Below are 14,610 nucleotides of genomic sequence, written 5' to 3'. Positions count from 1 at the left end.
GGAGCGATCTCATGGAACTGGTATTGGAAATGCTCAGCGCCAAGCAATTCGTACCGACGGAGCTATGCAGCAAGACCTTCGGCAGGAACGGCGGCCTCATCGGCCGCGGCGGTGAGTGCGATTGGGCGATTCCCGATCGCAAGCGGCACTTGTCCAAGCAGCATGCGCGGGTCAGCTATCGCAACGGCGCGTTCTACCTGACCGACACCAGCAGCAACGGCATCCGCGCCGGCAACGGCAGCCGCCTGCCGCATGGCGAGCCGCAGCGCATCGAGCAGGACAGCGTCTTCCTGCTCGGCGACTTCGAAATCCGCGCGCGGTTGCTGCGCGAGCCCGACGAGTTCGCCATGGACGTCGGGCGGCCGCAGCCGGCGGGCAGCATCATTCCGGACGATGCCTTCCTGGCCCTCGATCCGTTGCAGGCGCTCGACCAGGACGGTACAGATGCCTACGAACTCGACGACCTGAGCGCGATCGCCCAGCCCAGTCATGAGGCCGGGGCGCGTGCGGACTACGCGCGGATCGACATGGAAAGCCTGGTCGTACCGGAGCTGGTGCCCGCCCCGGCGGCTCCGCAGGAACCCGTGGAAAGTCCGCGTCCGGAACGCGACGAAGCCTTCTGGCAGCGTTTCGGCCAGGCCCTCGGAGTGGACCTCGACGGCCTCGACGGCCTCGACGGCGCTGCGCGCGAAGCGCTGGCGATCAACGCCGCCGGTTTGCTGCGGCAGTGCATCGGCGGCTTGCAGCAGAGCCTGCGAACCCGCAGCGAACTGAAGAACGAACTGCGGCTGTCGCTGAGCACGTTGCGCGATACCGGCAAGAATCCCTTGCGCTTCAGCGCCGATGCCGGCGAGGCGCTGGGGCATCTGCTTCGGGATGGCAAGCCTGGCCAGTTGAGTGGCGAACAGGCCGTCGCACGCAGTTTCCGCGACCTCCAGGCGCACCAGGTGGCGCTGCTCGGCGCCAGCCGGGCGGCGGTGCGCGCGACCCTCGAGCATTTCTCGCCGCAGCAGCTGGCCCTGCGTTTCGAGCGCGACGGCCGCCGGCCGTTGCTGGCTACCTCGGGCAGCCGCTGGCGTGCCTACGGTCGCTACCACCAGTCGCTATGCCAGGACGACGACTGGAGCGAGCGCCTGCTGGCGCGTGATTTCGCCCAGGCCTACGAAGAGCAGGTTCGCCTGATTTCCACCCTCTACACCGAGCACCAAGGATGATTGCCATGTCTCGTCGCCCGATCCCGCCAGCCAGGGCGCTGGCCATGCTCGCCGTCCTGGCGCTGCTGGCCGGTTGTTCCACGCTGTCGCCGTATTCCAGACTGACCAAGCTCGACCTCGCCCTGAGCGCCGGCGAGCGGGTCAATCCCGACCTCAATGGCCGGCCGTCGCCGGTGGTAGTGCGGCTGTTCGAGCTGAAGCACCCGGTGGCGTTCGAGAACGCCGACTTCTTCAGCCTCTACGAACGTCCCAAGGAGACCCTGGACCCCGACCTGGTGACCAGCGAGGAGCTGGAGTTGCGTCCCGGCGAGCGGGTCGAACTCAAGCTCAGCGTGGAGCAGGGGAGCCGCTACGTGGGCGTGCTCGCCGCCTACCGCGATCTCGGCGAGGCAAGCTGGCGCTACGTGGTGCCGGTCACGGCGAAAGAGCTGACCCGGGTAGAGCTGAAGCTGGACCAGAAGGGCATCCTGAATGCCGGCGAACTGCTCGGCAAGGCGGGTGACGCGCGATGAACGTGCACAAGATCGTCTGGCAGGAAGGCATGCTGCTGCGCCCGCAGCACCTGCAACACAACGACCGCTACTACGACAACCAGATGAAGGCCCGGACCCAGTTGCTGGGCAGCTACAGCTGGGGCTTCCTCGCCCTGGAGCTGGACCGCCAGTTCCTCAACATGGGCAAGCTGGTGATCAGCCAGGCCTCCGGCGTATTGCCCGACGGCAGCCTGTTCGAACTCGGCGGCAACACCGAGCCGCTCGCTCTCGACGTGCCGCCCAATACCTCGAACGTGCCGATCTACCTGGCCCTGCCGCTGGTCACCGGCAACCACATCGAGGCGCGCCGGCCGGAGCAGGCCGAGGTCCTGGCGCGCTATACCGCCTACGACCTGGAGGTGGCGGACTCCAACGCCGGCGAGGATTCCATGGTGCAGGTCAGCTGTGCGCGGCCGGATTTTCGCCTGCTGCTCGGCGAGCAGCAGAGCGACCAGGCCTACGTCAAACTGAAGGTGGCGGTGGTGCTGGACACCACGCCGGACGGGGTGATCAGCCTCGACCCTGACTTCGTGCCGAGCCACCTCCACGCCCATGCATCCGCCTACCTGCTGTCCTGCCTGAAGGAAGTGATCAGCATGCTCGGCCATCGCGGCGACACCATCGCCGAGCGTATCCGGTCCAATGGCAAGGTCGGCGGCGCGGAGGTCGGCGATTTCATGATGCTGCAACTGATCAATCGCACCGAGTTGCTGCTGCGCCACTACCTGGGATTGGAGCAGGTGCATCCGGAGCAGTTGTACCGGGTGCTGCTGACCATGCTCGGCGACCTCGCCACCTTCGGCAGCGAGAGCAAGCGTCCGCGCCTGGACAGCCGTTACCAGCACAGCGACCAGGGCGCCAGCTTCCGCAGGCTGATGGAGGCGATCCGCCAGGTCCTGTCGATGGTGCTCGAGCAGCATGCCATCGAACTGCCTCTCCAGGCCCGCCAGTACGGCATCCTGGTCTCGCCCCTGCACGACCACAAGCTGCTCGGCAGCGCCTCGTTCGTCCTCGCCGCCAGTGCCAATTGCGAGTCGGAGGAACTGCGCCAGCGCCTGCCCGCGCATCTCAAGGTGGGCGCGGTCGAGCACATTCGCCAACTGGTCAACCTGCACCTGCCGGGGATCCGGGTCAAGCCGCTGCCGGTGGCGCCGCGGCAGATCCCGTTCCACTCCAGCAAGACCTATTTCATTCTCGAACCCAACGCCGAGGACATGACCCAACTGGAGCGCTCCGGCGGTTTCGCGTTCCACGTATCCGGCGAGTTCTCCGAGCTTGAGCTGAAATTCTGGGCCATCAGGAACTGAACATGATCAAGGAAAGGGAATACCACGAGGACGAGAAGACCGTCCTCCTCGATCACCAGGGACAGGTACCGGCCCAGGGGCCGCTGACCGATTTCGCCGAACCGCCGCGCTTCGAGCAGCTCGAGGAGCGGATGATCTACGCGGCGCGCCTGCGTCCGGGCGAAGCCTTCAACGTCAGCCTGAACCCGCTGGTGGCGGCGGCTTCCGAACTGCTTTCGGAAGTGGTCCGACTCAAGCACAGCACCGTGCTGGAGAACCTTGCGGCGCTCAAGGAGCGGTTGACCTCCGCCATGAAGCTCTTCGAATTCCGCGCCGTGCAGGATGGCGTGGAAAACAGCCAGGTCATGGCGGCGCGCTACGTGCTGTGCACGGTGGTCGACGAGGCGGTGGTGACCACCCCGTGGGGCAACGAAAGCGAATGGTCGAAGATCAGCCTGCTGAGCAGCTTCCATAACGAGACCTTCGGCGGCGAGAAGTTCTTCCAGTTGCTTGACCGGCTGTCGAAGAACCCGGTCAAGCATCTGCCGATGCTGGAGCTGATGTACCTCTGCCTGGCCCTCGGCTTCGAGGGCAAGTACCGGGTGATGGCTCGCGGCGTGCTCGACCTGGACGGTATTTCCGATGCGCTCTACCGGCAGATCCGCCAGTTGCGCGGCGACGTGCCGCGCGAACTGTCACCGCACTGGCAGGGGCTCAGCGACCAGCGTCGCGGCCTGGTGCGGATCGTGCCCTGGTGGATGGTGGCGTTGTTCACCCTGGTCTGCCTGGTGGTGATGTATTCGGGATTCGCCTGGGTTCTCGGCGAGCAACGCGACACGGTGCTGCAGCCATACCAGTCGCTCGATGCGGCGGCAGGACAGCCCGGTTCGTAAACACAGGGACGCGAAATGAAAAACTTCTTCAAGAAAGTCGGCGTCTTCCTGCGCAAGACGTGGGTCTGGACGCTGTTGCTGGTACTCCTGGCGGCATTGCTGGTGTGGTTCGTCGGGCCGCTGCTGGCGGTCGCCGACTACAAGTTCTGGGAAAGCCCGACCTCGCGGTTGCTGAGCATCAGCCTGATGTTCCTGGTCTGGGGGTTGGCGATGGTCTTCGTCAGCTGGCGCGCCGGAGTGCGGCGCAAGGCCGTCGAGGACAGCGACGAGGGCCAGGAGCGCCTGCGCCGCGACGGTCTGATCGAAGACGAACAGAAGGAATTGCGCAGCCGCTTCAAGGACGCCTTGCGCACCCTGAAGACCTCCAGCCTGTACCGCGGCCGCAGCGAGCGCTGGCGCAACGAGCTGCCCTGGTACCTGCTGATCGGCCCGCAGGGAAGCGGCAAGACCAGCCTGCTGGACTTTTCCGGACTGGAATTCCCGATCAACCGGATCGACCGCAAGTTGACCCGTGACACCGCCGGTACGCGCTACTGCGACTGGTACTTCGCCGACCACGGCGTCCTGATCGACACCGCCGGGCGCTACCTGACCCAAGCCGACGGCGAGGTCGACGGGGGCGCCTGGGCGACCCTGCTCGGCCTGTTGCGCAAGCGCCGCCGCGCACGGCCGCTGAATGGCGTGATGGTGTCGATTCCGGTGGAGACGTTGCTCAGCGACGACGAGATGGCGCTGGATACGCTGGCTCGCCAGGTGCGCGCGCGTCTGCAGGAAATCCAGCAGACCCTGCACCTCGATCTGCCGGTCTACCTGGTGCTGAGCAAGGCCGACCAGTTGCTCGGCTTCGACGAGTTCTTCGACCAGTTGAGCCGCGAGGAGAGCGACCAGGTTCTGGGCACCAGCTTCGGCAAGGAGCAGAACGGCACCGATGTGACGGTCCTGCGCCAGGCGTTCGAGGACCTCCTGCGACGCCTGAACAGCCAGGTGATCATGCGCATCCACCAGGAACGCGATACCCTGCGTCGCGGTCGCATCCTCGACTTTCCGCACCAGCTTGGCCAGATCGGCGAGCGGTTGTGCCTGTTCGTCGAACTCGCCTTCACCGGCAATCGATACCAGCGCGCCAGCCGCCTGCGCGGCTTCTACCTGACCAGCGCGCCGCACCTGGCCCAGCAGCTGGACGAGGACACCGCCGGCATCGGCGCCAACCTGGGGATCGCCAGCGGCCTGCTGCCGACCCTGCGCAACGGGCGCTCGCGCTTCATCCATCACCTGCTGAGCCAGGTGATCTTCCCCGAGGCCAACCTGGCAGGTCTCGATCGCCGCGAACGCACGCGCATCCACTGGGGCCAGCGCGCCCTGTACGTCGGTTCGCTGGCGCTCCTTATGCTATTCGGCCTGCTCTGGGCTGGCGGTTTCTCGGCCAACCACGAGCGCCTGGAGCGGGTGCGCGAGCTGGCGCAGCAATGGACCCAACAGCGCCAGGCGCTTGGCGAACGCGATGACGCCATGGCGGCGCTGAAGACGCTGGATAGCAGCTATGCGGCGACCACCGTGTTTCCGCCCAAAGGGGAAGTCTCGCTGCACGAGCGCGCCGGGCTGTACCAGGGCAACGAGGTCAACCCCCCGCTGGCCGCTGCCTATCGCCGCGAGCTGGAGACGCAACTGCTGCCGCGTGTGGCGCGGATGCTTGAAGCGCAGATCCGCGGCAATCTGCAGAATCGCGAACGCCTGCTCAACAGCCTGCGGGCCTACCTGATGCTGAATCTGCGCGAGCGCCGCGAGAACGGATGGCTCAAGGACTGGGTGGCTACCGACTGGTCGCAGCGCTATGCCGGCAACGGCACCGTGCAGAATGGCCTGAACACGCATTTCGCCCGTCTGCTCGAGCAACCGTTCAGCTATCCGCTGAACGACACCCTGGTGGCCCAGGCACGCCAGGTGCTGCGCAGCGAGTCCCTGGCCAACGTGGTCTACCGGGTGCTGCGCGAACAGGCGCGAAGCCTGCCCGAGTATCGCTTCGGCCAGCACCTGGGGCCGCAGGCCGGTCTGTTCGTCGGCACCGACTACGTGATCCCGGGGTTCTATACCCAGCAGGGCTACCAGCAGTACTTCGTGGTCCAGGGCGCCAGCCTGGTCAACGATATCCTTCGCGACAACTGGGTCCTGGGCGAGGGCAGCGGGATCAGCGACATGGACCTGCGGCGCCTGATGGTCGAACTCGAACAGCTGTATTTCCGCGACTACGCGAACTTCTGGAGCGAGGCGGTCGGACGCCTGGGCCTGCTGCCGTTCAACGATGCCGGCGAGGGTGCCGACCAGATTTCCGGGCTGCTCGCCGCCAACTCGCCGATCCTCCAGTTGTTGCTGGAGGTCCGTGAGAACACCCGTTTCCCGGTCCTGGCGGAGAGCGCCGAGGCGCTGGCAGAGGCTAGCGACAAGGCCACGGAAAAGGGCGGCAAGCTGGGCAAGGCGGCCGCTGCGGCGGCCGGCAAGGCCAGGGACGCGTTGGCGAAGAACCTGCCGGATACCGCGAAGAAGTCCCTGCAACGCCGCTTCGAGCCCCTGCATCGCCTGCTCGACGATAACAACGGCCCGGCGGCCGACCTCACCCCGCTGTTGCAGGCGCTCAACGAGTTGCAGTTGCAACTCGCCGGACTGGCGCGCGCCAGCCAGCCGGAGCAGGCGGCTTTCGACATGGCGAAGAGCCGCATGGGCGGCCAGCGCGATGCCCTGAGCAACCTGCGCAACGCCTCCGCGCGACTGCCGCGACCGCTCGGCGGATGGTTCAGCGTACTGGCCGAAGACGCCTGGCGGCTGGTCCTCGGCGATGCCTACCTGTACCTCAACCAGCGCTACCAGAGCGAGCTGTACGGTTTCTACAGCAAGGCGATCAACAAGCGCTACCCGTTCAACGCGCACAGCGCCAGCGATGTCGCGGTCAGCGATTTTCGCGAGTTCTTCAAGGCGCAGGGCGTCGCCGAACGCTTCTTCGAAACCTACATGCGGCCCTTCGTCAGCGGTGACCCGGGCAGCTACCGCCTGCGCAGCGTGGACGGCTACAGCCTGCCGATGTCCAAGGTCTATCTCGACCAGATGGGCACGGCCCTGGTGATTCGCCAGAGCTTCTTCGCCGAGAACCCGGCCGAGCCGCAGGTGCGCTTCCGCCTGGAGCCCTATACCCTCGATCCTGGCGTCAGCCGCGCCGAGTTCCGTTTCGACGGTCAATCCATGGAATACCGCCACGGCCCGATCGTGCCGATGTCGTTCAAGTGGCCCAGCGACGCCGACGGCGGCCGCACCAGCCTGGTGCTGGAGAGGATGGCCGGGCGACCGGTGGGAGTCGAACGCAATACCGGGCCCTGGTCGCTGTTCAGGCTGTTCGACCTGATGCAGACCGAGTACCTCAGCGGGCGTGACGTGATGGTGCTCAAGGCCGACCTGGGCGGCCTGCGCGCCAACTACCTGCTGCTCGCCCAGCGCACGCCGAATCCGTTCGATCTCGCGGTCCTGCGCAGCTTCCGCATGCCGGTGCAGCTCTGATGCAACGCACCGAGCCCTGGCGCAGCGCGGCGCGCACGGATCGCGGCAAGGTCCGCGCGCGCAACGAGGATGCCTTCCTGGACTGCCCGGATCGCGGGCTCTGGGCGGTCGCCGATGGCATGGGCGGGCACCAGGCCGGCGACCTGGCCAGCCGGATGATCGTCACCAGCCTGGCGGAACTGCCGGCCCGAGCGGGATTCGACGAGCGCCTGAACGCGATGCGCCAGTGCCTGCACTGGCTCAACCGGCGCCTGGGCGAGGAACTCACCCTCAGCGCCGAACGCGGTGACAGGATCATCGGTAGTACGGTGGTGGCGCTGGTCGTGGAGGGTTCGCGGGCGGCCTGCGTGTGGGTTGGCGACAGCCGCTGCTACCTGTGGCGCGGCCAGCGGTTGTACCAGTTGTCCCGCGACCACTCGCTGTTGCAGCGACTGGTCGACGAACGGCGGATGGATATCGAGCAGGCCCGCGCCTATCCCTCGGCGCGCGCGCTGACCCGTGCCGTCGGCGCCAGCGAACAACTGGTGCTGGACGTGCTGGAACTGGAGGTGCATCCCGGTGACGTCTTCCTGCTCTGCAGCGACGGACTCTATGAAGAGCTGAGCGCCGATGCACTGGGCCGCGCGTTGAGCCTGGCATCGCCGCAGGTGGCGGTGGAGCGGCTGTTCGACGGCGCCTTGAGCGGCGCCGCGCGGGACAACCTGACGGCCGTGGTGATCCGCCAATGAACGAACCGCTGTCGTCGCTGGAGCTGCTGCCGGAGGAGGAGGGCGGCGCAAACCTGACCTATTTCGCCTTCGCCGCCCCGGCCGCCTCGGCGCCGGAGCTGCCGGCCGTGTTGCCCGGTCCGCTGCCGGACGTTCTTTCCGGGCGCTACCGTCTGGAGCGGATGCTGGGCGCCGGCGGCATGGGGACGGTATACCGTGCCCGGGACCTGCTCCATGAGCAGTTCGGCGACCCGGCGCCGCTGGTAGCGCTGAAGCTGCTCAACGAATCGGTCGCCGAGTCACCCGACGCCAGCGCCTTGCTCTATAGCGAGTTCGCCCTGACCCGGCGCTTGCGCCATCCGAGCGTCGTGCGTCTGTTCACTTTCGACGTCGACACCGCCTGCCAGCGCGCCTACATCGTCATGGAACTCATGTCTGGCCTGCCGCTCGACCGCCTGCTCTGCGAGCGTCCCGAAGGCCTGCCCTGGTCCGAGCTGAGCGCGATCGCCCGGCCGTTGCTGGATGCTCTGGCCTATGCCCACGAACAAGGGGTGCTGCATGGCGACCTGAAGCCGAGCAACGTGATGCTCGGCGAGGAGGGCGTGCGGCTCTTCGACTTCGGCCTCGGCCAGGCGCAGGCAGGCATCCTGGACGGCCTGCCGCAGCTCAGCCGGGGCCGCATCGACGCCTGGACTCCGGGCTACGCCGCTCCCGAACTGCTCGAGGGCGCGCCGCTGTCGCCGGCGGCCGACCTGTATGCGCTGGCCTGCGTCCTCTACGAACTGGCCGACGGTCGCCATCCGTTCCGCCGCCTGCCCTCGAACCAGGCCCGGGAGCAGGGGCTGGAGCGCCAGTTGCGCGCGCCCGGACACCTGCCTCGGCGCTGCTGGCCGGCGCTGCGTACCGCCCTGAGCCTCGACCCCGAACGACGCTGCATCGGCGTCCGCGAATTGCAGGAAGCGCTGGGCGCGCGGCGTTCCTGGCTGGCCGGCGTTTTCGCCCGTTGAGCCGGCGGCGCTCGGTTTGCATGGCCTCTACGGCCGCTCTCCGCAAGCGCTCTGCAGGGCGATACGGTTGCCTTCGCTGTCCCTGATCTCGGCGATGAACACGCCGTCGCCAAGCGGCGTCTTCGGGAAGAGGATTTCGCTGCCTTCGCCGAGGGCCCGAGCAAGGACGGCATCCAGGTCCGCGACATTCAGGTAGATGATCGCCCCATGTAGCGTAGGCACGTAGACGTCGCCCTCGGCGAGTGCGCCGCTGGCACCATCACGGCCTTCCTCGAAGGGGAAATGCGCCATTCTGCTTCCGTGCAGGGTGGCTACCTCGCCGAACGCCACTCCGAACACCGAGGCGTAGAAACGCATCGCCCTCTCCAAATCGGACACTGGTATTTCCACGTGCGCGATCAGGTTCATTTCCTTCCTGTCCTGTCGGGACCGCTGGTGACGCCGCTTTCCGGCGACGATGGTCGATGTTCAGCCGCGCGAAACCGAGTGGATCGAGCGGGCAGGCCGCCGCGAGGGGGGCGAATGAACTCATGCGAAATTCATTAACATCTTGTCCCGCTTGACCGGCGTCAATACCCATACTGCGTCACAAAAATACCCTGGCCCCAGGCCGTTCGGAAAGGCCGTTCGCTGTTCGCTTGGGGGAAGTCATCATGGCGCATCTGGTCTGGCAGGATGACCTGAATACCGGTATTCAGGTCATCGACAATCAACACAAACGCATCGTCGAGATGATCAATCTCCTGCATGACGCCCAGCAGGGCAAGGAGCACGCGGCCATCGCCGAGGTGATCGAGGAACTGGTGGACTACACCCTGTCGCACTTCGCCTTCGAGGAAACCCTGATGGAGGACGCCGGCTATCAGTTCTCCCGGGCGCATAAGAAGATCCACGAGCTGTTCATTCGTCGGGTCTCGGAGTACCGCGTGCGCTTCCAGGCCGGCGAGGATGTTGGCGACGAACTCAAGGGCCTGCTCTCGCGCTGGTTGTTCAATCACATCCGCAACGACGATGCCGGCTACGTCGACGCGGTGCGCCACAGCATGTCAGAACTGGTCAAGGACAAGAGCGAGGGCGGCTGGCTGTCGCGCTCGATGAAGCGCTTCTTCGGTTGAGCGCCGGGTATGGAAATGAAAAAACCGGCCGATTGGGCCGGTTTTTTCATCGACGGAGCGAGCTTCAGCGGATCAGGCTGAGGAATTCGCTGCGGGTCGCGGCGTTGTCGCGGAATTCGCCGAGCATCACCGAGGTGACCATGGACGAGTTCTGCTTTTCCACGCCGCGCATCATCATGCACATGTGCTGGGCCTGGATCACCACGGCGACACCGAGGGCGCCGGTGACCTGCTGGACCGCCTCGGCGATCTGCCGGCTCATGTTCTCCTGGATCTGCAGGCGGCGGGCATACATGTCGACGATCCGCGCGACCTTCGACAGGCCGAGTACCTTGCCGTTCGGGATGTAGGCCACATGGGCCTTGCCGATGAAGGGCAGCAGGTGGTGCTCGCAAAGCGAATACAGCTCGATATCCTTGACCAGCACCATCTCGCTGTTGTCGGAGCTGAACAGGGCGCCGTTGACGACTTCTTCCAGGCTCTGTTCGTAGCCGCGGCACAGGTATTTCATGGCCTTGGCGGCACGCTTGGGCGTGTCCAGCAGACCTTCACGGTTAACGTCCTCGCCGAGCTGGGTGAGGATCGAGGAGTAGTGTTGTTCCAGGGACATGGGCGTTCCAGTCAGACGAATACCAGCGCGGAGGGTAGGACGTCGCCGGGCCGCTGGCAAGACTCGGCGGACGCCGGTTATTCGTCGCGGCCTTCGAGCATGGTCCTGCGCAGCATCACATAGACCGAGCCGGTGCCGCCGTGGCGCGGCAGGCAGGACGTGAATACGAGCACCTGCGGGTGCTGGCGCAGCCAGGTGTTGACGTGGCTCTTCACCAATGGGCTGCGGCCGTCCTTGCGTGCCGCCTTGCCGTGGGTCACGCGCACGCAGCGGATTTCCAGGCGGGTGGCTTCGGCGAGGAAATCCCAGAGGGTCTGCCGGGCCTTTTCCACGCTCATACCGTGCAGGTCCAGGCTGCCGTCGAAGGGAATCAGGCCCTGCTTGAGCTTGCGCAGCTGGCCTTCCTGGACACCATCGCGTGCCCAGGACAGCTCGTCCTCGGGGCCGACGTCGATGACGAACTGGTCGGACAAGCCGTCGACGCGGATCTCGTCGTTGCGCACGCTGGCATTGAGCTGGCGCTGCTTGAGCTGCTGGCGGTCGTTGCGGGGTTTGCCGGTGTCGGCGCGGTCGACCGAGATGCGCTTGACGCCGCGCATCTCGCTCTTGAACAGGGAAAAGTCGTCGTCTTGCATGGGGCCTCCGCGAAGCGGCGCATTCTACCGGATCGGCCGGCCGCCGGCAGCCCGCTCAGTCGCGCTTTTTCATCAGGCTGGGGGACAGGCTCAGGTCACTGTTGCGACGGCCCCGGCGGCGGCTGAAGCGCCAGAAGAACACGCCCAGCCAGAGCGATAGCAGGCCAAGCGCCAGCAGTACGCCGCCGGCACCGGGTTCGATATGCATCATCCCCACCGCCGGCTGGCGGCCGATCAGCGCCGAGGCGCCGGCCAGCGCCAGCAGCACGCCGAGGGTCGCCACCAGGGCCGCCAGCGCCGCCGCCAGGCGCCAGCGCCAGACCCGTGGTCGGCGCGGGCGCAGGCGGCGCGCATCGAAACTATCGGACAACTTCATCCCGACTTCCTCATGTGTCATCGGGGCTAGGACCGGAAGCTCCCGGCCGGGTTCCCGAGTTTCCGGGAGCTGCGGGCAAACCGTGCGCCGCGTCTCCCGGCCCTGCAGGCAGACTAGTCCTCCGCAGGGCCGGGCGGGAGAGCGGCAGGATGGGCGGTCAGACCAGTTCCCTGGCCTGGGCGACGATCGCCGCGAAGTTGTCGCCGAGCGCGGCGATTTCGGCGCGTTGCAGGTCGTCGGCGCGCAGCACCTCGCCGTTCAGGGCGGGAATGTCGCGGGTGGCGCAGGTGCTGTCGGCGAGAGTGCAGCGATAGCCATAGTCCTTGGCGGCGCGCACGGTGGTGCTGACGCTGGAATGGGTCATGAAGCCGCAGACGATCAGGTCGAGGCGTCCATGGTTCTGCAGCAGCTCGTGCAGCTCGGTGCCGGAAAAGGCGTTGGGCAGGCGTTTCTCCACGACCTTTTCGCCATCCTCCGGTTGCAGTTCCGGAAGGAACTGGCCGCGCGGGCCCTGCGGATCGAACAGGCCCCCCTGGATGCCCAGGTGGCGGACATGGACGATGGGCGTGCCGCTGGCGCGTGCCGCCTGCACCAGCACGCCGATCTCCGCGACCGCGGCCTCCAGGCCGGGCAGGCGCAGGGCGCCGCTGCGGTACTCTTCCTGGGCATCGATGATCAGCAGGGTGCTCTGCCGAAGGGGGGCTGGCGGGTAGCCGCGTCCGCTGATCTGCAAAAGGGTGAGCGGATGAGGCATGACACTACTCCTGAGAAGGCACATGTCCTTCATTCTGGCCCCTATCGACGAGACTGTGAACCTTTGCCGCAGGCGCACTAAAGTGGTATGGACTTCCGGCGATGGAGGCCAGGCGCGGCGCGATCGGCTAGAATGACGGCCTTTTGTGCGTTGCGAGGAGCCATTCCGTCATGTCCGAGTCCCGTCTGCTCACCCTGCGCGACTACATCCGCTGGGCTGTCAGCCGCTTTCACGCCGCCGGCCTGTTCTTCGGCCATGGCACCGACAATGCCTGGGACGAGGCGCGCCACCTGGTTCTCGGGTCCTTGCACCTGCCCTGGGAAATTTCGGACAGCTACCTGGATTGCCGCCTGGAGGATGACGAGCGCCTCGAACTGGCGGAGGTGCTCCGCCGGCGCATCGAGGAACGCATCCCGGCCGCCTACCTGCTGGGCGAGGCCTGGTTCTGCGGCCTGCCTTTCAGTGTCGACGAGCGCGTGCTGGTGCCGCGCTCGCCGATCGCCGAGCTGATCGAACAGCGCTTTTCCCCCTGGCTGCCGGCCGAGCCGGCGCGGATCCTCGACCTCTGTACCGGCTCCGGCTGCATTGGCATCGCCTGCGCCTACGCTTTCGAACAGGCGGAAGTGGTGCTCGCCGACCTGTCTTTCGACGCGCTGGAGGTGGCCAACATGAACATCGAGCGCCACGACCTCGGCGAGCGCGTCTATACCGTCCAGGGCGATGGCTTCGCCGGCCTGCCCGGGCAGCGTTTCGACCTCATCGTGTCCAACCCGCCCTATGTGGACGCCGAGGACTTTGCCGACATGCCGGCGGAGTTCCACCATGAGCCGGAGCTGGGCCTGGCCTGTGGCGACGACGGCCTGGACCTGGTGCGGCGGATGCTTGCCGAGGCGGCCGACCACCTCGGCGAGAAAGGCCTGCTGATCGTCGAGGTGGGCAACAGCGAGGTGCACGTGCAGTCGCTGTACCCGGAAGTGGATTTCACCTGGCTGGAGTTCGAGCACGGTGGGCATGGCGTGTTCATGCTGTCCGCCGCGCAGTGCCGCGAGCACCAGGCGTTGTTCCGTGCGCGCCTGAAGAAGTGATGCGAGGTCGCCAGCCGTTCAGTGGGTGGCGATCCAGATCAGCAGGCCGGCCTGGAACACCGCGAAGGCGGTCAGGCAGGCGATGGTGAAGCGCAGGCCGGTGTCGTCGCGGCGATAGTGGTTGATGCGCTGCTCCAGCTGGCGGATCTCGTTTTCCTGGGACTGCAGGGCCTGCTCGGCCTGTTCCAGCATCGCCGCGGCGTCCAGCAGCGGTACGAGCTGCACCTTGTCCTTGTGCCAATCGCTGTGCAGTTCGCTGATCCGCCCGGCGCTGTAGCGGGCCTTGAGCAGCCGCTGGTCCTCGTAGGTGACGTCGAAGCCCTGGGCGCGGATGAAATGGTCGCGGCGCAGGCGTGCGTCTTCGGTCAGGCCATCCTTCAGCGCCAGTGCGCCGCCCTCGACCTTGTAGTGGGCCCAGCGCCGCTGCGCCCAGGCGATCGCCTGGGCCAGCAGGAAGCGGCCCAGCCCGCGGTTCAAGGGTTCCAGGCTGAGCCCGGCGTCCGAACCGAAACGCACTTCCTTGTTGCGATGATCGGCCCAGACCTCCAGCAGGTTCTGTTCCTTGCGCAGCATCAGGCCCGGAACCTGGATGCTCAGGCGCAGCAGGCTTTGGTCGGCGCTGTGACGCTCGACCCGGCCGAGCTGGACGAAGCGCAGCGGGCGGGCGCCGGTGCTCCGGTCGGTGGGCAGCGGTGCCAGGCGGAGCAGGCGGAAATGCTCCGGCGCCAGGTCGGCCCAGGGGTGCGGTGGTTGCTTCTCGGCTTCTTCTGCGGCCGGTTGGGTGTCGCTATCGATCATCGGGCATCCTCTGGCCGGCCGCGTTCACGGGCCGGCTTTCAGACGTTGTCGGCG

General features: G+C 66.5%; 15 protein-coding genes. 9 read left to right on the top strand and 6 right to left on the bottom strand.

The genetic code is table 11. From position 1 onward, the window contains the following. Positions 1–11 precede the first annotated feature (11 nt). The 7 genes from tagH to PSPA7_RS17090 are packed head-to-tail and all read left to right on the top strand — an operon-like array spanning position 12 to position 9,183. A complete protein-coding gene (gene tagH, locus PSPA7_RS17120; protein WP_012076239.1) occupies positions 12–1,214 on the top strand; it encodes a type VI secretion system-associated FHA domain protein TagH in 1,203 nt (400 codons plus the stop codon). A 5-nt stretch (positions 1,215–1,219) separates the two neighbouring features. Then, positions 1,220–1,726 carry a type VI secretion system lipoprotein TssJ gene (tssJ, locus tag PSPA7_RS17115; protein ID WP_012076238.1) on the top strand — a complete coding sequence of 169 codons (507 nt, stop codon included), beginning with the start codon at positions 1,220–1,222 and terminating at the stop codon, positions 1,724–1,726. Further along, positions 1,723–3,054 (top strand): type VI secretion system baseplate subunit TssK, encoded by a 1,332-nt coding sequence (gene tssK, locus PSPA7_RS17110; RefSeq protein WP_012076237.1) that lies wholly within the window; start codon positions 1,723–1,725, stop codon positions 3,052–3,054. Before tssJ ends, tssK begins: the two co-directional genes overlap by 4 nt. 2 nt (positions 3,055–3,056) lie before the next feature. Next, positions 3,057–3,926: a type IVB secretion system protein IcmH/DotU gene (gene icmH, locus PSPA7_RS17105; protein WP_003087622.1), complete on the top strand. Its 870-nt coding sequence runs from the start codon at positions 3,057–3,059 to the stop codon at positions 3,924–3,926. Positions 3,927–3,941: 15 nt separating this feature from the next. Further along, positions 3,942–7,469, top strand: coding sequence for a type VI secretion system membrane subunit TssM (gene tssM / locus PSPA7_RS17100; protein WP_012076236.1), 3,528 nt, complete (start codon positions 3,942–3,944; stop codon positions 7,467–7,469). Then, the gene (locus PSPA7_RS17095; RefSeq protein WP_003087627.1) at positions 7,469–8,197 is read left to right on the top strand and encodes a PP2C family protein-serine/threonine phosphatase; all 729 of its coding nucleotides are present in this window, start codon (positions 7,469–7,471) and stop codon (positions 8,195–8,197) included. The genes tssM and PSPA7_RS17095 overlap by 1 nt, the downstream gene beginning before the upstream one ends. After that, positions 8,194–9,183, top strand: coding sequence for a serine/threonine-protein kinase (locus PSPA7_RS17090; RefSeq protein WP_003149359.1), 990 nt, complete (start codon positions 8,194–8,196; stop codon positions 9,181–9,183). Before PSPA7_RS17095 ends, PSPA7_RS17090 begins: the two co-directional genes overlap by 4 nt. A gap of 27 nt (positions 9,184–9,210) precedes the next feature. Here the strand turns inward: PSPA7_RS17090 and PSPA7_RS17085 are convergent, their stop codons facing one another. Beyond that, positions 9,211–9,591 (bottom strand): VOC family protein, encoded by a 381-nt coding sequence (locus tag PSPA7_RS17085; protein WP_003149357.1) that lies wholly within the window; start codon positions 9,589–9,591, stop codon positions 9,211–9,213. Between the two features lie 245 nt (positions 9,592–9,836). Here PSPA7_RS17085 and PSPA7_RS17080 point away from each other — a divergent pair, with 245 nt between their 5' ends. Then, positions 9,837–10,298, top strand: coding sequence for a bacteriohemerythrin (locus PSPA7_RS17080; protein WP_003149355.1), 462 nt, complete (start codon positions 9,837–9,839; stop codon positions 10,296–10,298). Between the two features lie 64 nt (positions 10,299–10,362). On the opposite strand, the gene folE is transcribed toward PSPA7_RS17080, so the two are convergent. The 4 genes from folE to PSPA7_RS17060 all read right to left on the bottom strand — a co-directional run bounded on the left by folE (position 10,363) and on the right by PSPA7_RS17060 (position 12,673). Continuing rightward, positions 10,363–10,908 carry a GTP cyclohydrolase I FolE gene (folE, locus tag PSPA7_RS17075; protein ID WP_012076235.1) on the bottom strand — a complete coding sequence of 182 codons (546 nt, stop codon included), beginning with the start codon at positions 10,906–10,908 and terminating at the stop codon, positions 10,363–10,365. A gap of 77 nt (positions 10,909–10,985) precedes the next feature. Beyond that, positions 10,986–11,543: a Smr/MutS family protein gene (locus PSPA7_RS17070; RefSeq protein ID WP_012076234.1), complete on the bottom strand. Its 558-nt coding sequence runs from the start codon at positions 11,541–11,543 to the stop codon at positions 10,986–10,988. Positions 11,544–11,598: 55 nt separating this feature from the next. Next, entirely contained in the window at positions 11,599–11,919 is a 321-nt protein-coding gene (locus tag PSPA7_RS17065; RefSeq protein ID WP_012076233.1) for a hypothetical protein, read from the bottom strand. 157 nt (positions 11,920–12,076) lie between these two features. Beyond that, the gene (locus PSPA7_RS17060) at positions 12,077–12,673 is read right to left on the bottom strand and encodes a cysteine hydrolase family protein (RefSeq protein WP_003157421.1); all 597 of its coding nucleotides are present in this window, start codon (positions 12,671–12,673) and stop codon (positions 12,077–12,079) included. Between the two features lie 170 nt (positions 12,674–12,843). Here PSPA7_RS17060 and prmB point away from each other — a divergent pair, with 170 nt between their 5' ends. Then, entirely contained in the window at positions 12,844–13,758 is a 915-nt protein-coding gene (gene prmB / locus PSPA7_RS17055) for a 50S ribosomal protein L3 N(5)-glutamine methyltransferase (protein WP_003157420.1), read from the top strand. Positions 13,759–13,776: 18 nt separating this feature from the next. Here the strand turns inward: prmB and PSPA7_RS17050 are convergent, their stop codons facing one another. Continuing rightward, the gene (locus PSPA7_RS17050; RefSeq protein ID WP_012076232.1) at positions 13,777–14,556 is read right to left on the bottom strand and encodes a hypothetical protein; all 780 of its coding nucleotides are present in this window, start codon (positions 14,554–14,556) and stop codon (positions 13,777–13,779) included. Between the last annotated feature and the right edge of the window lie 54 nt (positions 14,557–14,610).

Source organism: Pseudomonas paraeruginosa PA7 (genome assembly GCF_000017205.1).
Lineage (GTDB): Bacteria > Pseudomonadota > Gammaproteobacteria > Pseudomonadales > Pseudomonadaceae > Pseudomonas > Pseudomonas paraeruginosa.
The sequence above is the reverse complement of the archived record's forward strand: the minus strand, read 5'-3'. Positions and strand labels throughout refer to the sequence as shown.